Here is an 18795-nt window from a genome sequence, read left to right as displayed (position 1 = left end):
GAGACCACATGCTACACATCATTGACGACGAAGAGGTCGTGCGCGACTCCCTGTCCTGGCTGGCCGCCTCGCGCAGCATCGAGGCGCGCAACTATGCCAGCGCGCAGCAATTCCTCGATAGCCTGGACGGCAGCTTCGACGCCGCCGGCGACTGCGTGCTGCTCGACGTGCGCATGCCCGACATGAACGGCATCGCCCTGTTCGACCAGCTGGTCAAGCGCGACCTGACGGCGCGCCTGCCCGTGATTTTCCTCACCGGCCACGGCGACGTGCCGATGGCCGTGGACAGCCTGAAACGGGGCGCCTTCGATTTCTTTGAAAAGCCGTTCAACGACAACGACCTGATGGACCGCGTGCAGCAGGGCCTGGCCAACTCGCGCCAGGCGGGCGAACTGGCCGCCGTGCATGCGCGCCTGGCCACCCTGTCGACGCGCGAACGCGAAGTGCTGGACCTGATTTTGGCGGGCAAGATGAACAAGGTGGTGGCCGACAAGCTGGGCATCAGCATGCGCACCGTGGAAGTCCACCGCGCGCATATCTTCGACAAGATGCAGGTCAAGACGGCAGTGGAGCTGGCGGGGTTGTTGAAGTAATGCAGCAATGTTGGATTACGCGGCGCTGGCGCGCCGCTAATCCAACCTACATTGCAATGTAGGTCGGGTAGGTCGGGTTAGCGCTCAGCGCGTAACCCGACACCACCGCCATCACGCATCATGGTGCTCGTGATGCTCCGCCGCCCCATGCTTCCAGTAACTGGCCACATGCAGGTGCTGCTTCGGCACACCGGCGTCAATAAAGTGCCCGCGCAAGCCCTGCACCTGCGCATGCTCGCACGCCACCCACACGTAACCGTCACCATCCTGCGGCAAGGCGACCTGCGCCAATTCTTCCAGCAGCAGCGGCCCCTTGCGGCCATGGCGCGCGACCCAGCGCACGTCCAGCTGCGCGGCGCACTCCAACGCGATCTGTTCGCCGTCTTCGACGATCTCGATCACGGCAATCGCCCGCGCCGTGGCCGGCAACTGCTCCAGGCGGCGGGCAATGGCCGGCAAGGCCGTCTGGTCGCCCACCAGCACATACCAGTCGAAATCGAGCGGCACCAGCATGGAGCCGCGCGGTCCGCCCACGCCCAGGGTCTGGCCGGGCGCCGCTTGCGCCGCCCAGCTGGCCGCGGGGCCGTCGCCATGCAGCACGAAGTCGATTTCCAGCTCGCGCCGCGCGGCGTCATAACGGCGCGGCGTGTAATTGCGGGCGATGGGACGCGCGCCTTCCGCGTACTGGATGGGATTCGGGCCATTGCCCAGCACGGGAAACACGGGCGCTGTCTCGCCCGGGGCGGGGAAGAACAGCTTGACGTGATCGTCGTGCGCCGGCGAGACAAAGCCATCCAGGTCGTCGCCCGCCAGGGTGATGCGGCGCATGTGCGGCGTCAGCTGCTCCGTTCGCACGACGGTGAGCACGCGCAGTTTCAAGTCATGCCGCACGCGCTCGATGGCATGCGGACGTGGTGCTGTAGGTGATGCAGTAGTCATTGCTTATCCTTGTAAAGTAGGCTCAGTGGCCGTCGACGATGGCATTCGCCGCCTGCTCCAGCACGGCGGAGACGCGCTCGGCTTCGGCGTCGTTCCAGCTGGTCTTGTTCAGCAACAGCGCATGCTTGAGGGTGTGCATGGCCTGGCGCACGCGCTCGGGCAAGGCGTTGCGCGCCTGGACGCGGGCAAACATGTCGAGGCGGGCCAGGATGCCATCCACCTGGGCGCGGTTCTCGTCGAGATACGCGCGCCCCAGGTCCGTGATCGTGTAGAGCTTCTTGCCGCTGGCGCTCTCGCTTGAGGTGACGTGATCCTGCTCTTCCAGCAGGGTCAGGGTCGGGTACACGGCGCCCGGGCTGGGGGCGTAGGCGCCGCCGCAACGCTCTTCGATGGCCTTGATGATTTCATAGCCGTGGCGCGGGCTGATTTCGATCAGCGCCAGCACGATCAGCGGCAGGTCGCCGCGGCCGAAGACGCGCTCAGCCCGTTCGCCGCGCCCACGTCCACCTGGGCCACCGGGGCCGCCATGGCCCATGCCGTCGCCGCGCTCGTCGAAGCCGCGCGGGCCGCGGCCATGCATGGCGTATTCACTGCGGTGCTCGTGGCGGTGTTCGCCATGGTGATACTGCTGGCCGCAATGGCCGTGATGATGGTGATGGCCGTGATGGCCGTGTTCTGCGTGGTGTGAGTTTCTCATGTTTTCTCTTTAAAGATATATCGTTAGTAGGTATCGTCATTTTATAACGATATATCGATAAGTCAAGGAGAAATTTGTTATGCTCGTCTTTCCGCAATCGACACGCCGATGCCATGCCTGACAAAACCGCCTTTGACAAAATGTATGTGAAAAATGCCACGGCCCTGGCCGTGCTCAATGACGGCGGCGAACATGGGGAATTGCTGGCGCAGTTGCCGCCAGAGCGGCTGGTGCGGGACGGTGAAAATGCCGACTGGCTATTGCTGTTCGCGCGCAGCCGCGCGGAACTGGAGCAGTACCTGCCGGCGTCACGGGCGCGCCTGGCGCCCGGCGGCGCGGTCTGGGTGGCATACCGCAAGGGCGGAATCAAAGCGGGCAGCGACATCCACCGCGACGATATCCGCGACTTTGCGCAAACCATGGGCCTCGACAGCGTGGCCATGGTCGCCATCGATGGCAAGTGGTCGGCGCTGCGCCTGAAGCAGGTTTAAACGCAGGGATAAACGCAGAAATAAACGCAGGTCAGGCGATGCCGTGCAGCGCCAGCGCCCATTCGACGTGCTCGCGCACGATGGCCGATGGGTGCTCGCGGCGCGACAGCAGGGCCGCGACGATGTCGGCCTGGCCCCGGGCCTTGGCCGCCGCGTTGCCCATGCCGACGGCCAGGTTGCGCAGCCAGCGTTCGTGGCCGATGCGGCGGATCGCGCTGCCTTCCATGCGGCGGTTGAACTCTTCTTCCGTCCAGGCGAACAGTTCCACCATGCCGGCGCTGCCCAGGCTGTGGCGCTCGTCGAAGTCCGGCACGACGGCGCGCTGGGCGAACTTGTTCCACGGGCAGACGGTCTGGCAATCGTCGCAGCCATACACCTTGTTGCCGATCAAGGGGCGCATCTCGACGGGAATGGCCCCCTTCAATTCGATCGTCAGGTAGGAGATGCAGCGGCGCGCGTCAAGCTGGTACGGCCCCAGGATGGCTTGCGTCGGGCACACCGTGATGCACGCCGAGCACTGGCCGCAGCGCGGGGTCTCCGGCGGGTCGACGGGCAGCGGCACGTCGATGAGGATCTCGCCGAGGAAAAAGAAGGAACCGCCCTGGCGGTTGATCAGCAAGGTATGCTTGCCGCGCCAGCCCAGCCCGCCCTTTTGCGCCAGCTCGACTTCCATCACGGGCGCCGAATCGCTGAAGACGCGGTAGCCGAAGTCACCGATCTCGCCCTTGATGCGCTCGGCCAGCTGCTGCAGGCGCGAACGCATGACCTTGTGATAGTCGCGGCCGCGCGCATACACGGAGATCACGGCCGCCGCGGGATCGGCATCGCGCGCCGCCTCGTGCTCACGCCAGTCGGGCCCCAGCGCCGGCGGCAGATAATTCATGCGCGCGCTGATGGCGCGCACCGTGCCCGGCACCAGTTCGGCCGGGCGCGCGCGCTTCATGCCGTGGCTGGCCATGTAATCCATTTCGCCGTGATACCCTGCATCGAGCCAGGCTTGCAAGGGCGCTTCCATGTGCGACAGGTCCACGTCGGCGATACGTACCTCGGCAAAACCCAGCTCGCGCCCCCATTCTTTAATGGTGCGCGCCAAGGCGGCGAGATCGGTGACGGTGGCGGACATAGGGGACTTTACGGAAAACGGCAGGCGCGCGGGCGGTTACAATGACAGCAGCCTCCATTTTATGCGATACCGAAGATAATGACCGAACACTTCAAAGCCCACCTCCACGACGAAGCCGGCACCGCCGCGCTGGGCGCCGCGCTGGCGCGCGCACTGGCGCCGGGCCTGGCGATCTACCTGCACGGCGACCTGGGCGCCGGCAAGACGGCCCTCACGCGCGCCCTGCTGCACGCGGCCGGCCATGCGGGCCACGTGAAAAGCCCCACCTATACCTTGTCCGAACCGTACACGGTGCAGCTCGATGGCCAGAGCGTCAACGTCATCCATTTCGACCTGTACCGCATGGGCAGCGCCGAGGAATTCCTCGACGCGGGTTTTCGCGAAGACTTCGACGGCCGCAATATCTGCATCGTCGAATGGCCGGAGAAAGCCGAGCCGGTGCTGCCGCCGGCCGACCTGAATATTTATTTGAACGTTGCGGGTACAGGACGTGATGTAGAATTGCAAGCGTCTTCTGAATTGGGTCTGTCATGCCTTCACCGTCTCAAATTCGCCCCGAACCTTTGATCTCCTCGCCCATCACCCGGCGCACGGTCCTCAAGGCCGGCGGCACCCTGCTGCTGTCCGTGTTCGCGCCCATGTCGGCAATGGCGGCGCAAATTCTCGCCGTGCGCGTCTGGCCGGCCGAGGACTATACCCGCGTCACGCTGGAAAACGACAGCATCCTCAAGGCGACCCACTTCATCGTCAAGGACCCGGAACGCCTGGTGGTCGACATCGAAGGGCTGGAACTCAATCCAACGCTCAAGGGCCTGGTGGCGAAGATCCAGTCGAACGACCCGTACATCAAGCAGGTGCGCGTGGGCCAGAACCGGCCCAACGTCGTGCGCCTGGTGTTCGACCTGAAGGAAGAGGTCACGCCGCAGCTGTTTACGCTGCCGCCGGCCGGCTCCTACAACCACCGTTTGATCTTCGACCTGTATCCCGTGCGCGAGCCGGACCTGATCGCGCAAATGATCGAAAAGGGCGACTGGTCGAGCGACCCTGCCAAGCCGCCAATGGCCGGCACGCATACGCCGCCGCCCGCGCTGCCCCTGCCCGACAGCGGCAAGCCGCCCGTGGCCGCCGTCGTGCCACCGGTAGCGCCCATCGTGCCGCCCGTGCCCGACATCCGCCCGGAACAGCGTCCCGAAGCGCGCCCCCTGCCGGGCCAGAAGGTGGTGCGCATGATTACCATCGCGCTCGATCCCGGCCACGGCGGCGAAGATCCTGGCGCCATGGGCAGCCGGGGCAGCCGCGAAAAAGACGTGGTGCTGGCCATCGCCAAGCGCCTCAAGACCAAGCTGGAACTGCAGCCAAACATGCGCGTCATGCTCACGCGCGACGCCGACTTCTTCGTCCCGCTGGGCATGCGCGTGGAAAAGGCGCGCAAGGTGCAGGCCGACCTGTTCGTCTCGATCCACGCCGACGCCTTCATCCAGCCGACGGCGCGCGGCTCGTCCGTCTTCGTGCTGTCCGAAAAAGGCGCCACCTCGACGGCCGCGCGCTGGCTGGCCAACAAGGAAAACCAGGCCGACCTGATCGGCGGCGTGAACGTAAAGAACCACGACAAGCAGCTGGCCAGCGTGCTGCTCGACCTGTCGACGACGGCGCAGATCAATGACAGCATGAAGCTGGGCAAGGCCGTGCTGCGCGAAATCGGCGGCATCAACCGTCTGCACAAGGGTTCCGTCGAGCAGGCCGGCTTCGCCGTGCTGAAAGCGCCGGACATTCCCTCCATCCTGATCGAGACGGCGTTCATCTCCAATCCGGAAGAAGAAGCCAAGCTGACCGACAACGGCTACCAGGACCAGATGGCCGACGCCATCGTCACGGGCATCAAGAATTATTTTGCCAAGAATCCGCCGCTGGCGAAAAGCCGCCTGACCTGACATGAAAGCCTAGCATGAGCAAGAGTATCTTTGGCGAGCTGCCGGCCGTGACCATCCGCGCCGCCGACGGCGCGCAGGCGACCGTCACCCTGTACGGCGGCCACCTGGTCTCGTGGCAGACCAGCGATGGCCAGGAGCGCCTGTTCTGCAGCCGGGATTCCGCGCTCGATGGCAGCCGCGCCATCCGTGGCGGCGTGCCCGTGATCTTTCCCCAGTTCGGCGCGCGCGGCACGGGCATGCGCCACGGCTTTGCGCGCGTGGCGACCTGGCAGCTGGAATCGAGCGGCGACACCGATGGCGCTGCATGGGCGCAATTTGCCCTGACCCAGGCTGACTTGCCGGAAGCGATCGCCGCCACCTGGGCCTATGCCTTCACCTTGCGCCTGCGCGTGGCCGTCAAGGCGCAGACGCTGGAACTGAACCTGTCCGTGCATAACACGGGCGAGCAGGCGTTTCCATTCTCGGCGGCCCTGCACAGCTATTTTTCGATAGATCAATTGAGCGAGGCGCGCATCGGCGGCTTGCAGCGCGTGCGCTATTCGGACGAAACGCCGCAAGATGCCTTGCAGGCGGAAGAAGTGCTGCAATTCGCGGACAAGCTGGACCGCATCTACTACCAGCTGCCGGGCGCCTTGAGCCTGCAGTCCGGCGGCCATACGCTGCGCCTGGAACAGCAGGGTTTTACGGACGCCGTCGTGTGGAACCCGGGCGCGCAAGACGCGGCCGCCCTGCCCGACCTGGCCGACGATGAATACCAGCGCTTCATCTGCATCGAGCCAGCCCTGATCCAGCCCGACCTGCTGGCCGCCGGCGCCGAATGGACGGGCCGCCAGCATCTCGCATTTATTTAATTCGATTCCTTGATGATGCGGCCGTTGGCAGGCTGGATCGGGCGCGCATTCAAGGGATACAAGCGACTGAACAGCGCCATCTGCGCCGGCGAAGCCTGCACCGGCTGCTTCATCACCAGCCACAGCACGCCTTCGCTGCAAGGCGGCTCCGTCATCGATCCCATGTACGTGTAGTACTCGCGCCGCGTGGGCAGCATCTCGGCCGGGTCGAGCAGGATGGTCGGCTGCATGGTCTCGAATTTTTCCAGCGGCAGGTTGTTCCACACGGTCTGGATGGTCGCCTGCGGCGCGCCCCGCTCCAGCAGCAGCGCCAGCACGGCTTGCCGGCCTTCCGCGTCGCGGTGCACCAGGTGCACCACCATCTCGAATGCCTTGCCATTGATGCGCTCTTCGGACGGACGGTGGAAATGGAATTGCTGCAGCTCGAACATGCGGTTCTGCACCGTGATGTAATTGCCGCCGCTCACGCCCACCTGCACCGTGTGGCCATTGTCGACCACATTGAACGACGACGGATGGTAGTCAAAGCTGATCTGCTCGAGTTCCACCTTCATGCCGTCGCGGATATCGATCGGCGACTGCCGGCTGCCATTGCCGCACTTGGCCCAGTCGACATTGATCTTGCTCCAGTGGGCCGGGCCGCTGTCGCCTTCGTACGACCAGTGCGTGCCGCGCGGCACGGGCGGCGGTGGCGGCGGCGCGGCCTTCACCACGGCGGCGCGCTTGGCGCGGGCGGCGGCGCGGGCCGCCTGGGTCGCGCGCATTTCCGCCAGGCGCGCCGCGATGCGTTCGGACAGGTCGACTTCGGCCGCTTCTTCCTTCTCGCGCGCCGTGGGCGCGACGACGACAGGCGCCTTGGCCTCCTTGCCCTTCACCGATTCGGTCAGGGTTTTCATGGCGGCCGCGCGCGCCGACGCCGACATGGGCGCGGATGCGGCGGCGCTCGCCGGGGCGGGGGCATCTTTGGCGCTTGCCATGGCCGTCATCGCGGCAAGGCTGCAAGCTAACAGGGCGCTCAAATGTCGCATGGAAATCCAGAAAGTGAGAATACCCTCTGGTTTACGGCTGGAAAGCAACAAAACTTGAATCAGCGCGGGAGTAAAACAGAAACAAGGCAGAGAAAAACGGGATCCGGGGCCGGCTGCGGGCTGTGCCGCAGCGCGCTTGCCCCGGATCCATGCGGCCTTACGCCGACTTGCCGACCATGCGCTTGTAGAGTTTCCACAAGCCGCCCAGTACCACCGGCACGACGGCGGCGCCGACACCGATCAGCACGATCAAGGTCAGGTGGTCGCGGATCCACGGGATATTGCCGAAGAAGTAACCCGCCGTCACCAGACCGACCACCCACAACAGTGCGCCCGTCACGTTGTACATCTGGAAGCGCGCATGCGTCATGTCGGAAATGCCAGCGACGAACGGCGCAAAGGTACGCACCACCGGCACGAAACGGGCCAGGATGATGGTCTTGCCGCCGTGCTTTTCAAAGAATTCGTGCGTGCGGCGCATGGCATCCTTGTTGATCCAGCGGTAATCGTGGGTAAACACCCTTTGCCCGATGGCCTCGCCTATCCAGTAATTGAGCGTGTTGCCCGTGATGGCCGCCGTGACAAGCAGGAAGATCAGCAAGCCCAGGTGCATCTGTCCCGTCGCGCAGAACGCGCCGGCGATAAACAGCAAGGTATCCCCAGGGAAGAAAAACAGCACCACGAGGCCTGTCTCGCAAAAAATAATGGCGAACAGCACCGCATACACGAGGGTACCGTACTGCTCGATCAAGAGACCCAGCGTCTTGTCGACATGCACGATCATGTCGAGGAATTGCACAAAATCCATATATTTTTCCCTAAAGGTAGCGGCGGAATCATACACCACCCGGCCAGCGCAACGGCAGTCCCCGGCCCGATATTTCAGGATTAATTATGCGGTGCCCGTGCGCGTGTGGCATTTTAAGGAAAGGTTAAGGAATTACCGACGCCAACTCGCTCAGGCCAGTTTTCCTGCTGGCATACCATGTTCGGCCCGCGCAACGTTTTTTCAGCGAAATATTGCCATTCCGGTATACACTTTCTGACCGGCGCAACCCGCGCCGACCAGGAGAAAACATGTATCGACACCCACTGAGCGGCCTGACCATGGCCACCGTACTGGGCCTTGCGCATCTGACTGCCCACGCGGCGCCTGTGCAGATCAAGGCGCCCGCCGAACTGCCCGCCAAAGCGGGCTTGGCCGACGTGATCAAGGCTTCGAAACCGTCCGACTGGCGTCCGCTGGATCCGGACAACACCCTGTACCTGGACATTCCCGCCGGCCGCGTGGTGATCGAACTGGCGCCAGACTTCGCACCGAAGCACGTGGCCAACATCAAGGCCCTGGTGGCCGAACAGTATTACGACGGCCTGGCCATCACGCGCGCGCAGGACAACTGGGTGGCGCAGTGGGGCGATCCGAACGAGAAAAATCCCAAGCCGATCCAGCATGCGCAGCGCACCTTGCCCGGCGAATTCACCGTGCCCCTGAAAAACGTCAAGAGCTTCACGCGCCTGCCGGACGTCGATGGCTATGCGCCGCAAGTGGGGCATTCGAACGGCTTCCCGTCCGCGCGCGACCCGAAAACCGGCACGGCCTGGCTCACGCATTGCTACGCCACCGTGGGTGTGGGCCGCGACAGCGCCAGCGACAGTGGCGGCGGCACGGAACTGTACGCCGTCATCGGCCAGTCGCCGCGCCACCTGGACCGCGACATCACGGTCGTCGGCAGAGTCGTCTCCGGCATGCCATTGCTGTCGACCCTGCCGCGCGGCACTGGCCCCATGGGCTTTTATGACAGCCCCGAGAAAAACGTGCCGATCAAGTCCATCCGCCTGGCCGCCAGCGTGCCCTTGGCACAGCGCGCAAACCTGGAAGTGATGCGCACCGACAGCGCCGCCTACCAGGCCGTGCTGGACGCCCAGCGCCACCGCGGCGGCCCGTGGAGCAAGGTCACGGCCGGCCATATTGACTTGTGCAATGCGCCGATACCGGTACGGGAGGTGGCGAAGTAGCCGATGCCCGGCAATTCGCAACCCGTTATAATCAGGGCATGAACGCTCCCATTACGCCCCACCGCCCGATCCAGGCCTTGCCTGACCAGTTGATTTCGCAAATCGCCGCCGGCGAGGTGGTCGAGCGGCCGTCCGCCGTCGTCAAGGAGTTGCTGGAAAACGCGCTCGACTCGGGCGCCACGCAGATCACCGTGCGGCTGGAAGAAGGGGGCGTGAAACGCATCGCGATTACCGATAACGGGCGCGGCATCGACAAGGACCAGCTGCCGCTGGCCCTGGCGCGCCATGCCACCTCGAAGATCGCGTCCCTGCACGACCTGGAAAACGTGGGCACGCTGGGCTTTCGCGGCGAGGCGCTGGCCTCGATCGCCTCGGTGGCCGCCGTCACCGTGACATCGCGCACGGCGGACGCGGCCCATGCGTGGGAAATCGTCGGCTCGCACAATGGCAGCGTCTCGCCATCGTCAGGCGCGCACGGCACCACGGTCGACGTGCAAGACCTGTATTTCAACACGCCCGCGCGGCGCAAATTCCTCAAGTCCGAGCAGACGGAATACGGCCATTGCGCCGAAGTCGTGCGCCGCATCGCCCTGGCGCGGCCGGACGTGTCGTTCTCGCTGTCGCACAATGGCCGCACCATCGACCAGTGGAATATCAGCGAACTGGCCAAGCGCAGCGCCCACATCCTGGGCAATGACTTCGCCGAAGCGCGCCTGGCGCTGGACGAATCGGCCGGCACCTTGCGCATTCACGGCTTTGCCGGCTTGCCGACGGCGTCCAAGGCGCGTGCCGACGGCCAGTTCTTTTATGTCAACGGCCGCTTCGTGCGCGACAAGCTGCTGGTGCACGCCGTGCGCATGGCCTACCAGGACGTGCTGCATGGCGACCGTTTTCCGTCCTATGTGCTGGCGCTCGACCTCGACCCGGCCCTGGTCGACGTCAACGTGCACCCGTCGAAGATCGAAGTACGCTTCCGCGACAGCCGTTCCGTGCACCAGTTCGTCTTCCACGCGGTACAGCGCGCCCTGGCGCAGACGTCGGCCACGGCGTTCGGCAGCGTGCCGGCGCCCCTGCCGGCTGCCTCCAGCCTCGGCGGTGATACCGCGGGCGCGGGTTTGGGTGGACCTGGCATCTGGCGCCGCGAGCAGACGCAGACCTCGTTCGGCGCACAATTCACGAATACCTTCGCGCCTGCCTCGCCCGGCGCGGCCCGCCCCTTCTTTGCCGATGCGCCAGGCGTGGCGCAGGACACGTCCGCCTACGGCGCCCTGTTCGGCGGCGGCGCTGCCAGTTCTCCCATCGCGCAGGTGGAACCCTACATCGCCTCGCCCGAAGCGATGGCGCGCGAAGAATATCCGCTGGGCTTTGCCCTGGCCCAGCTGCATGGCATCTACATCCTGGCGCAGAACACCAAGGGCCTGGTGCTGGTCGACATGCACGCGGCGCACGAACGCATCCTGTACGAGCAGCTGAAAAACGCACTGCAGGCGCAAGTCTCCGGCCAGGACATGCAGGTGCAATCCTTGCTGATACCCGTGACGTTCTACGCGGACGCCATCGAAGTGTCGACGGCGAATGAAAACCAGGACACATTGAAAGCGCTGGGCTTCGACATCGCCGCCCTGTCGCCCACCACCCTGGCCGTGCGCTCCGTGCCGACCCTGCTCAAAAACGCGGACGCGCAAACCCTGGCGCGCGACGTGCTGCGCGACGTGCGCGAATACGGCGGCTCGCGCGTGCTGATCGAGCGCCAGAACGAATTGCTGGGCACCCTGGCCTGCCACACGGCCGTGCGCGCCAACCGGATTTTATCGGTGCAGGAAATGAACGCCCTGCTGCGCCAGATGGAGAGCACGGAACGCGCCGACCAGTGCAACCACGGACGGCCGACGTGGGTACAGGTCGAGATCAATGCGCTCGATAAACTGTTCCTGCGCGGCCAATAGACAGTAGGTCGGATTAGCGCAGCGTAATCCGACACTGCGGCGGCATCACGTCGGATTACGCTTGCGCTAATCCGACCTACGCATCACCTTACAAAAGTCAACATGCAAAACACCCCACACCTCCCCCTGGCCGTCGCCATCATGGGCCCCACGGCCAGCGGCAAGACGGCCAGTGCGCTGGCCATCGCGCAAGCCATTCCATCCGAGATCATTTCCGTCGATTCCGCCCTCGTTTACCGGGGCATGGATATCGGCACGGCCAAGCCGTCGAAGGAAGAACTGGCCCAGGTACCGCATCATTTGATCGACATCATCGATCCGCTCGATGCGTATTCCGTGGCGCAGTTCCGCAATGACACCCTGCGCCTGGTGGCGGAGATCACGGCGCGCGGCAAGCTGCCGCTGCTCGTCGGCGGCACCATGCTGTACTTCAAGGGCCTGGCCGATGGCCTCGACGACTTGCCCGGCGCCGATCCTGCCTTGCGCGCCCGGCTGGAAGAGGACGCGGCCGCCATCGGCTGGCCTGCCATGCATGCGCGCCTGACGGAGCAGGATCCCGTCACGGCCGCGCGCCTGGCGCCGCAGGATGCGCAGCGCATCGGCCGCGCGCTGGAAATCATCGCCCTGTCCGGCCAACCCATGTCGGCCCTGCTGGCCCGGCGCGAAAAGACCGTGCTGCCATTTCAATTGCAATCGTTCGCGCTGGAACCGTCGGACCGCGCCGTGCTGCATGCGCGCATCGCCACGCGCTTCGACCTCATGCTGAAAGACGACGCCCTGCTCGATGAAGTGGAGCAGCTGCGCCGGCGCGGCGACCTGCACCCGGGTTTGCCCTCGATGCGCTGCGTGGGCTACCGCCAGGCCTGGGAGTATCTCGATGGCCGCATCGACCGCGCCGCCCTGCGCGAGACGGGCATCATCGCCACGCGCCAGCTGGCCAAGCGGCAGCTCACCTGGCTGCGCTCGATGCCGGAACGCATCGTCATCGATTGCCTGGGCGCTGATCCGGCCTCGTCCATGCTGGCGCAGATCCAGCCCTTGCTGACGCCGTTACAAAAATAATCATGCCTGTGCTGGCGCGTGAAAAATCCGCACATTTTTTTGCGCCGGCATTGACAAGGAAATGGGAAGACTGGATAATGCTCGGCTGTTGGGTGATATAGCTCAGTTGGTTAGAGCACAGCATTCATAATGCTGGGGTCGGTGGTTCAAGTCCACCTATCACCACCAAAGAACAAGAATCATGGTTCTGCCATGGTCGAAACCAGCATCCGGTCTGACCGGTCTGTTTGGTGATATAGCTCAGTTGGTTAGAGCACAGCATTCATAATGCTGGGGTCGGTGGTTCAAGTCCACCTATCACCACCAAGAATTTGCAGCATTGATAAACCCGCCCTGCCCCGTGCAGCGGCGGGTTTTTTCATTTCCGCCATCATCGCGCATGCGGCCTGCACGCAACACCTGCCCTCTGCGCATGCATTGGGGATTGTGGCAAGCGGCCCCTGCGGCTTACAATGAGAATAATTCTCATTTATATTATTCATCATCCATGTCCGCTATCCAGCCCAGCCTGCAACAGCAAGTGCATTCGCTCTACAGCGAGCATCACGGCTGGCTGGTCGGCTGGCTGCGCAAAAAACTCAGCTGTCCGCATGGCGCGGCCGACGTGGCGCAAGATACGTTCGTGCGCATCATCGCCTCGCGCGACGCCCTGTTCGGCATGCGCGAGCCGCGCGCCTATCTGTCCACCACGGCAAAGCGATTGCTGCTCGACCGCGCGCGCCGCCAGATACTCGAGCGCAGCTACCTGGCGGAACTGGCCCTGCTGGCCGACAGCCTGCCCGGCGCACCTTCCCCGGACGAGATCCTGATGGCCGTGCAGGCGCTCGAGCAGATCGCCACGGCACTGGATGGCTTGTCCACCAAGGCGCGCGACGCTTTTTTGCTGCACTACCTGGAAGAACAGCCGCAGGCCGCCGTCGCCGCGCAGCTGAACGTCTCCACGCGCATGGTACAGAAATACCTGGTGCAAGCCTTGCTGGCCTGCCGCCACGCCTGCCCGGCCATGGCGGCATGAACAGCACGCGCACCGACGTGGCGGCCGAGCAGGCCGCACGGTGGATCGTGCGCCTGAGCGCCGACGACCCGTCCGAACGCGACACGGCGCGGGCCGGCTTCGCCGCATGGAAGGCGGCCGACCCGCTGCACGCGACAGTCGCCGCCGGCATGGAAAACCTGCTGCTTCAATTGAGCGCCGTGCGCGAGCCGGCCGGCGGCGACCATCGCCCCGCGCGCGCAGCCCTGGCCGCCCTCGCCCCAAAGCGCCAGCGTCTGCGCCAGCTGGCCGCCGCCAGCGCCGTGGCCGTGCTGGCGCTGACCGGCGCGCTGGTCATCAGCGAGCGCCCCGCCTACCTGCTGGCCGACCTGCGCAGCCCCACGGGACAATGGCAGACGCACACCCTGGCCGATGGCAGCCGCCTGACCCTGGGCAGCCACAGCGCCGTCAACGTGCATTTCAATGCGGGCGAGCGGCATGTGGAACTGGTACGCGGCGACATCCTCGTCGATGTGGCCAAGGATGCGCAGCGCCCTTTCATCGTCGACAGCAACCAGGCGGCGATCCGCGCGCTGGGCACGCGCTTCAGCGTCCGCAAGGAAGGCGGCAGCACCACCTTGAGCATGCTGGAGTCCAAAGTGCTGGCACAGGTGCCGCAACATCCGGCCGTCGTGGTGCAGGCGGGCCAGCGCGCGCGCATCACGGACGATGGCGTGGGACTTATCATGGCCATCGATGCGGCCAGCGTGCAGGAAGCGTGGCGCGCGCACCAGCTGGTGGTCGACGACCAGCCGCTGGCCGAAGTACTCGACGAGCTGGCGCGCCACCGCCCCGGCCAGCTGCATTACGACCGCGCGCAGATAGCCGGCATCCGCGTGGCCGCCGTGCTGCCGCTGGATGACACGGACAAGGCGCTGCAACTGCTGATCGACAATTTCCCGCAGCTGCGCATCCGCATGCTGACGCGCTATCTCGTGATGGTCGACGCCCCCGCCAGCGGCGCCGCAAAAAATAAATAGAGAATTTTTCGCGTTCGCGGTTCCACTGTGCGCATCTCGTGCGTCAAGGCAGCTGAGATCATTCAAAAAAGGCTGTCACATGTACGCTCAAGTCGTTGCCGTTTCCTCCCCGAATACCCTGCGCACGCGTCTGCGCCCGCTGGCCCTGGCCGCCATGCTGCTCGCTGGCACCGGCCTGCACGCCCAGGCCGTCGCCCAGGCCGTGCCGGCTGTCGCCAGCTACGCCATCCCCGCCGGCCCGCTGGCAGGCGCCCTGAACCGCTATGCGCAGCAGGCGGGCGTCTCCATCGTCATCGACGCCGCCAAGGTGCAAGGCTTGCAAAGCGCCGGACTGCAGGGCAGCTATGCCATCGATGACGGTTTCGCCGTGCTGCTGCGCGGCAGCGGTTACGCCATCGGCAAGACCCCGACCGGCTATGTGCTGGTGGCCGCGCCGGCAACCTCGCCCACAGCGGCCGCTACCTCCGCCTCGGCTGCCGAGCGCACCATGCCCTCGATTACCATCGTCGGCCAGGCCGAGCAAGGCGCCACCACGGAAGGCAGCGGCTCCTACACGGCGCGCAAGATCACCATCGGCAAGGGCGAACAGTCGATGAAGGACATCCCCCAATCGGTGAGCGTGCTGACACGCCAGCGCCTGGACGACCAGGGCATCACGGACTTGCGCGAAGCCGTCAATAACGTCACGGGCGTGGTGGGCGTGCATGGCGTGGGGCCGGGCGTCGTGATCACGGCGCGCGGCTTCCAGATCGACCAATGGCAGTACGACGGCGTGCCGATCGACCGCAACACCTATGCGCTGGGCAACTGGGGCCAGGAAAACATGGTCATCTACGACCGCCTGGAAGTGCTGCGCGGCGCCTCGGGCATGCTGGTCGGCACGGGCAGCCCCGGTGGTTCAGTCAATCTGGTGCGCAAGCGTCCACTGGCCGCGCGCGCGATCACGCTGACGGGCCGCGCCGGTTCCTGGGACCATTATGGCGCCCAGGTCGACATCAGCACCCCCCTGAATGCGGAAGGCACCCTGCGCGGACGCGCCATCGTCGATGAAGACGATAGCCACTCCTTCATCGACCAGGTGTGGAGCAAGAACCGCACCCTGTACGCGGCGCTCGACTACGACCTGGCGCCCGCCACCACCGTGGGCCTTGCCGCCAGCCATGTCAAGGCCCACGGCCGTCCCACTTTCATCGGCCTGCCCCGCTACAAGGACGGCAGCGCACTGCCACTGCCGCGCTCTACCTTCACGGGCGCCGACTGGAACCGCAGCCAGGTCGAGCAGAGCACCGTCTACCTGGATCTGGAACACCATTTCAATACGCAATGGAGCCTGAAAGCCTCGGCGCTGGGCACGAATGAAAGCACCAGCTCCACGCACCAGCGCACGGCCTTTGAAATCAATCCCGATGGCAGCGGCGCGCGCTATGGCGACTTTTCCACCGATTTCGACAACCGCAAGCGCGGCATCGACGCTTTCGTGCGCGGCAAATTCAATGGCCTGGGCATCGCGCAGGAAGTCGTCGTCGGCGCCAGCTATGCCAGCTTCACGTCGACCGACCGCTATGCGCGCGCGTGGGAAACAGGTGCGGATATCTTCAATATCAACCACCATCGCCCGTGGCAGGACTTCGACACCATCGCCGCGCGCCCAGCGGGCGTGACCAGCTACAGCACCTACGACATGCGCCAGAAAGGCCTGTACGCCACCTGGAACGGCCAGCTGACGAGCAATCTGAAGGTCCTGCTGGGCGGGCGCTTCAACTGGTACGACTTCCTGTATGCCACGCCGGACGGCTATCGCGACGCCACCAGCGCCACGGCAAAGTTCACGCCATCGGTGGGCCTGATCTATGCACTGACGCCGCAATGGTCGGCCTACGCCAGCTATGCGGACGTGTTCCAGCCGCAGACGAACCACGATGTGGCAGGCCGGACCCTCAAGCCGATCACGGGCAGCAGCTACGAGGGCGGCATCAAGGGTGAACTGCTGGACGGCAAGCTCAACACCTCGCTGGCCGTGTTCCGCTATGACCACAAGGACCGCGCCGTCACCGATTACGCCGCCGGTTTCGCCTGCGACGGCTGGTACTGCTCGCGCGCCTCGGGCAAGGTGCGCAGCCAGGGCCTGGAAGCGGAAATGTCGGGCGAAGTGGCGCGCGGCCTGCAGCTGTCGGCCGGCTACGCCTATACGACGACGACCTACCTCGACGATCCGGACAACAAGGGCCAGGTCTTCTCCACGTGGACGCCCAAGCACATGCTGCGCCTTTGGTCGAACTACACCCTGCCTGGCGATTGGGACAAATTCAGCGTGGGCGCCGGCGCCAACCTGCAAAGCCATACGGTTGATACCGAACGCAGCTTCAAGGTTGCCGGTTTCTCGATCTGGAACGCGCGCCTGGGCTGGCAAGCCACGCCGCAAGTGGCCCTGTCGCTCAACGTCAACAACGTGTTCGACAAGCGCTACATCATCCCGTCCTACAACACCACCGGTTCGAACAACTACTATGGCGACCCGCGCAACGTGCAGTTCACCCTGAAGTACACGCCGAAGTGGTAAACGGATCGGGAGGCTGAGAGCCGGGATGACCGGCCAGAATGATGGCGCGGCGGAGGCGCCATAAAAAAACCCCGGAAGTTGGATGCCAACTTCCGGGGTTCGTTACATAAGGGGATTCAGCTGGCGCGGGTGTTTATTCCCAGGCTTCCTTGCCCGCGCGTGGCTTGCCCACCATCAGCAGCGCGCCCAGTGTCAGCACGGCCGCCAGCGACAGGTAGTAGCCCACGTATTGCAAGCCGTAGTTGGTGGCCAGCCAGGTGGCGATGTACGGCGCCAGCGAGGCACCCAGGATGCCGGCCAGGTTGAACGTCAGCGAGGCGCCCGTGTAGCGCACTTCAGGCGGGAACAGCTCGGACAGCATCGTGCCCAGCGGTCCGTAGGTCATGCCCATCAGGCCCAGGCCGACGGCCATGAAGACGGTTACTTCCCAGGTCACGCCGGAACCGAACATGGGCGCGAGCACCAGGCCGAAGATGGCGATGGCGACGGAGACCCAGATCATGGTCGCACGGCGGCCGCGGCGGTCGGCCAGCACGGCCGAGAAGGGTATCGTCAGGGCAAAGAACAGCACGGCAAACAGCTGCACGATGAGGAATTCCTTGCGCGTGAAGCCCAGCTTGGTCGTACCCCAGCTCAGCGCGAACACCGTCATCAGGTAGAACAACACGAAAGTGGCCAGGGCGATGATGGTGCCCAGGAACAACATGCGGCCATGCTGGCGGAACACGGTGGCGACCGGCAGTTTGACGACCTCTTTCTTGTCGATGACTTTCTGGAAGTCCGGCGTTTCCGTGATCTTCAGACGCACATACAGGCCGACGATGACCAGCAGCGCGCTGGCCAGGAACGGGATGCGCCAGCCGTAGCTGAAGAACTGTTCGTCGGTCATGGTTTCGCTCAGCAGCAGGAAGATGCCGCCAGACAGGAAGAAGCCGATCGGCGCACCCAGCTGCGGGAACATGCCGTACCAGGCGCGCTTGCCCGGTGGCGCGTTTTCCGTGGCCAGCAGCACCGCGCCGCCCCATTCGCCACCCAGGCCCAGGCCCTGGCCGAAACGGCACAGCGCCAGCAGCAGCGGCGCCAGGGTGCCGATGGCGGCATAGGTCGGCAGCAAGCCGATGATGACGGTGGAAATACCCATGGTCAGCAAGGCTGCCACAAGAGTAGCCTTGCGGCCGATGCGGTCGCCGAAGTGGCCGAACACGGCCGAACCGATGGGGCGCGCGAAGAAGGCGATGGCGAACGTGGCCAGCGACTGCAGCACGGCGGCCGACGGGTCGCCGGCGGGGAAGAACAGTTTCGGGAACACCAGCACGGCGGCGGTGGCGTAGATATAAAAGTCAAAGAACTCGATGGTGGTGCCGATCAAACTGGCGAACAGCACCGTGCCGGGGGAATTTTTCTTGGGGGGGGTGCTCATTTACTGCGCTCCTTGGGGAGGGTGTCTAAAGGCCATTCTCTGGATGTTTTTTCAGGCAGCAGCACAGCACGTTGTCTCCGTGTCGTTCGCATATCATAGCCTTGCGCGCAGGCATTTGCCGCGCA

At 64.7% G+C, this 18795-nt stretch carries 17 protein-coding genes and 2 tRNA genes; 13 read left to right on the top strand and 6 right to left on the bottom strand.

Annotated elements, in window-relative coordinates:
• Positions 1-8 precede the first annotated feature (8 nt).
• Entirely contained in the window at positions 9-593 is a 585-nt protein-coding gene (locus tag IGS58_RS03030; protein ID WP_034780029.1) for a response regulator transcription factor, read from the top strand.
• A 111-nt stretch (positions 594-704) separates the two neighbouring features.
• Here IGS58_RS03030 and IGS58_RS03025 read toward each other — a convergent pair whose 3' ends face one another.
• Both IGS58_RS03025 and IGS58_RS03020 read right to left on the bottom strand, forming a co-directional pair.
• Entirely contained in the window at positions 705-1532 is an 828-nt protein-coding gene (locus IGS58_RS03025) for a siderophore-interacting protein (protein WP_070257456.1), read from the bottom strand.
• 22 nt (positions 1533-1554) lie between these two features.
• Positions 1555-2229 carry a PadR family transcriptional regulator gene (locus IGS58_RS03020; protein WP_230520628.1) on the bottom strand — a complete coding sequence of 225 codons (675 nt, stop codon included), beginning with the start codon at positions 2227-2229 and terminating at the stop codon, positions 1555-1557.
• A gap of 113 nt (positions 2230-2342) precedes the next feature.
• Here IGS58_RS03020 and IGS58_RS03015 point away from each other — a divergent pair, with 113 nt between their 5' ends.
• Positions 2343-2720 carry a DUF3052 family protein gene (locus IGS58_RS03015; protein WP_230520627.1) on the top strand — a complete coding sequence of 126 codons (378 nt, stop codon included), beginning with the start codon at positions 2343-2345 and terminating at the stop codon, positions 2718-2720.
• Positions 2721-2751: 31 nt separating this feature from the next.
• On the opposite strand, the gene queG is transcribed toward IGS58_RS03015, so the two are convergent.
• On the bottom strand, positions 2752-3843 hold the full coding sequence (gene queG, locus IGS58_RS03010) for a tRNA epoxyqueuosine(34) reductase QueG (protein WP_230520626.1): 1092 nt from the start codon (positions 3841-3843) through the stop codon (positions 2752-2754).
• Positions 3844-3921: 78 nt separating this feature from the next.
• Here queG and tsaE point away from each other — a divergent pair, with 78 nt between their 5' ends.
• From tsaE to IGS58_RS02995, 3 genes are read left to right on the top strand one after another with little or no spacing between them, the layout of a single operon-like run.
• Positions 3922-4410 (top strand): tRNA (adenosine(37)-N6)-threonylcarbamoyltransferase complex ATPase subunit type 1 TsaE, encoded by a 489-nt coding sequence (gene tsaE / locus IGS58_RS03005; protein ID WP_034780043.1) that lies wholly within the window; start codon positions 3922-3924, stop codon positions 4408-4410.
• Positions 4374-5774 (top strand): N-acetylmuramoyl-L-alanine amidase, encoded by a 1401-nt coding sequence (locus tag IGS58_RS03000; protein ID WP_230520625.1) that lies wholly within the window; start codon positions 4374-4376, stop codon positions 5772-5774. The genes tsaE and IGS58_RS03000 overlap by 37 nt, the downstream gene beginning before the upstream one ends.
• Before the next feature lie 14 nt (positions 5775-5788).
• Complete coding sequence (locus IGS58_RS02995; RefSeq protein ID WP_230520624.1) at positions 5789-6625, top strand: D-hexose-6-phosphate mutarotase; 837 nt, start codon at positions 5789-5791, stop codon at positions 6623-6625.
• Here the strand turns inward: IGS58_RS02995 and IGS58_RS02990 are convergent.
• Positions 6622-7602, bottom strand: a complete 981-nt coding sequence (locus tag IGS58_RS02990; protein WP_425323871.1) for a carbonic anhydrase — start codon at positions 7600-7602, stop codon at positions 6622-6624. The two genes, IGS58_RS02995 and IGS58_RS02990, sit on opposite strands and share 4 nt — an antisense overlap.
• A 208-nt stretch (positions 7603-7810) precedes the next feature.
• Positions 7811-8461 (bottom strand): VTT domain-containing protein, encoded by a 651-nt coding sequence (locus IGS58_RS02985; protein ID WP_034780059.1) that lies wholly within the window; start codon positions 8459-8461, stop codon positions 7811-7813.
• 269 nt (positions 8462-8730) lie between these two features.
• Between IGS58_RS02985 and IGS58_RS02980 the strand changes: the two genes are divergently transcribed.
• The 8 genes from IGS58_RS02980 to IGS58_RS02945 all read left to right on the top strand — a co-directional run bounded on the left by IGS58_RS02980 (position 8731) and on the right by IGS58_RS02945 (position 17250).
• The gene (locus IGS58_RS02980) at positions 8731-9669 is read left to right on the top strand and encodes a peptidylprolyl isomerase (protein ID WP_092607928.1); all 939 of its coding nucleotides are present in this window, start codon (positions 8731-8733) and stop codon (positions 9667-9669) included.
• A gap of 38 nt (positions 9670-9707) precedes the next feature.
• The gene (mutL, locus tag IGS58_RS02975) at positions 9708-11615 is read left to right on the top strand and encodes a DNA mismatch repair endonuclease MutL (protein ID WP_034780065.1); all 1908 of its coding nucleotides are present in this window, start codon (positions 9708-9710) and stop codon (positions 11613-11615) included.
• Positions 11616-11717: 102 nt separating this feature from the next.
• A complete protein-coding gene (miaA, locus tag IGS58_RS02970; RefSeq protein ID WP_230520623.1) occupies positions 11718-12677 on the top strand; it encodes a tRNA (adenosine(37)-N6)-dimethylallyltransferase MiaA in 960 nt (319 codons plus the stop codon).
• A gap of 91 nt (positions 12678-12768) precedes the next feature.
• Positions 12769-12845: transfer RNA gene (locus IGS58_RS02965), tRNA-Met, on the top strand.
• 61 nt (positions 12846-12906) lie between these two features.
• Positions 12907-12983, top strand: a tRNA-Met gene (locus IGS58_RS02960).
• A 181-nt stretch (positions 12984-13164) separates the two neighbouring features.
• Positions 13165-13692, top strand: a complete 528-nt coding sequence (locus tag IGS58_RS02955; protein WP_230520622.1) for a sigma-70 family RNA polymerase sigma factor — start codon at positions 13165-13167, stop codon at positions 13690-13692.
• Positions 13689-14690, top strand: a complete 1002-nt coding sequence (locus IGS58_RS02950; protein ID WP_230520621.1) for a FecR family protein — start codon at positions 13689-13691, stop codon at positions 14688-14690. Before IGS58_RS02955 ends, IGS58_RS02950 begins: the two co-directional genes overlap by 4 nt.
• A 79-nt stretch (positions 14691-14769) precedes the next feature.
• Positions 14770-17250 (top strand): TonB-dependent siderophore receptor, encoded by a 2481-nt coding sequence (locus IGS58_RS02945; protein ID WP_230520620.1) that lies wholly within the window; start codon positions 14770-14772, stop codon positions 17248-17250.
• A 133-nt stretch (positions 17251-17383) separates the two neighbouring features.
• Here the strand turns inward: IGS58_RS02945 and IGS58_RS02940 are convergent, their stop codons facing one another.
• Positions 17384-18670: an MFS transporter gene (locus tag IGS58_RS02940; protein ID WP_034780077.1), complete on the bottom strand. Its 1287-nt coding sequence runs from the start codon at positions 18668-18670 to the stop codon at positions 17384-17386.
• Positions 18671-18795 lie beyond the last annotated feature (125 nt).

It is taken from the genome of Janthinobacterium sp. EB271-G4-7A, assembly GCF_020858075.1.
In the GTDB taxonomy this organism is placed as follows: Bacteria; Pseudomonadota; Gammaproteobacteria; order Burkholderiales; family Burkholderiaceae_D; genus Janthinobacterium; species Janthinobacterium lividum.
This window is presented reverse-complemented; position numbering and strand designations above follow the sequence as displayed.

Excerpts from the sequence above, each read along its gene's own strand:
- IGS58_RS03030 (WP_034780029.1), top strand. The coding sequence starts at position 9 with ATGCTACACATCATTGACGACGAAGAGGTCGTGCGCGACTCCCTGTCC.
- IGS58_RS03025 (WP_070257456.1), bottom strand. The coding sequence starts at position 1,532 with ATGACTACTGCATCACCTACAGCACCACGTCCGCATGCCATCGAGCGC.
- IGS58_RS03020 (WP_230520628.1), bottom strand. The coding sequence starts at position 2,229 with ATGAGAAACTCACACCACGCAGAACACGGCCATCACGGCCATCACCAT.
- IGS58_RS03015 (WP_230520627.1), top strand. The coding sequence starts at position 2,343 with ATGCCTGACAAAACCGCCTTTGACAAAATGTATGTGAAAAATGCCACG.
- queG (WP_230520626.1), bottom strand. The coding sequence starts at position 3,843 with ATGTCCGCCACCGTCACCGATCTCGCCGCCTTGGCGCGCACCATTAAA.
- tsaE (WP_034780043.1), top strand. The coding sequence starts at position 3,922 with ATGACCGAACACTTCAAAGCCCACCTCCACGACGAAGCCGGCACCGCC.
- IGS58_RS03000 (WP_230520625.1), top strand. The coding sequence starts at position 4,374 with ATGCCTTCACCGTCTCAAATTCGCCCCGAACCTTTGATCTCCTCGCCC.
- IGS58_RS02995 (WP_230520624.1), top strand. The coding sequence starts at position 5,789 with ATGAGCAAGAGTATCTTTGGCGAGCTGCCGGCCGTGACCATCCGCGCC.
- IGS58_RS02990 (WP_425323871.1), bottom strand. The coding sequence starts at position 7,602 with ATGGCAAGCGCCAAAGATGCCCCCGCCCCGGCGAGCGCCGCCGCATCC.
- IGS58_RS02985 (WP_034780059.1), bottom strand. The coding sequence starts at position 8,461 with ATGGATTTTGTGCAATTCCTCGACATGATCGTGCATGTCGACAAGACG.
- IGS58_RS02980 (WP_092607928.1), top strand. The coding sequence starts at position 8,731 with ATGTATCGACACCCACTGAGCGGCCTGACCATGGCCACCGTACTGGGC.
- mutL (WP_034780065.1), top strand. The coding sequence starts at position 9,708 with ATGAACGCTCCCATTACGCCCCACCGCCCGATCCAGGCCTTGCCTGAC.
- miaA (WP_230520623.1), top strand. The coding sequence starts at position 11,718 with ATGCAAAACACCCCACACCTCCCCCTGGCCGTCGCCATCATGGGCCCC.
- IGS58_RS02955 (WP_230520622.1), top strand. The coding sequence starts at position 13,165 with ATGTCCGCTATCCAGCCCAGCCTGCAACAGCAAGTGCATTCGCTCTAC.
- IGS58_RS02950 (WP_230520621.1), top strand. The coding sequence starts at position 13,689 with ATGAACAGCACGCGCACCGACGTGGCGGCCGAGCAGGCCGCACGGTGG.
- IGS58_RS02945 (WP_230520620.1), top strand. The coding sequence starts at position 14,770 with ATGTACGCTCAAGTCGTTGCCGTTTCCTCCCCGAATACCCTGCGCACG.
- IGS58_RS02940 (WP_034780077.1), bottom strand. The coding sequence starts at position 18,670 with ATGAGCACCCCCCCCAAGAAAAATTCCCCCGGCACGGTGCTGTTCGCC.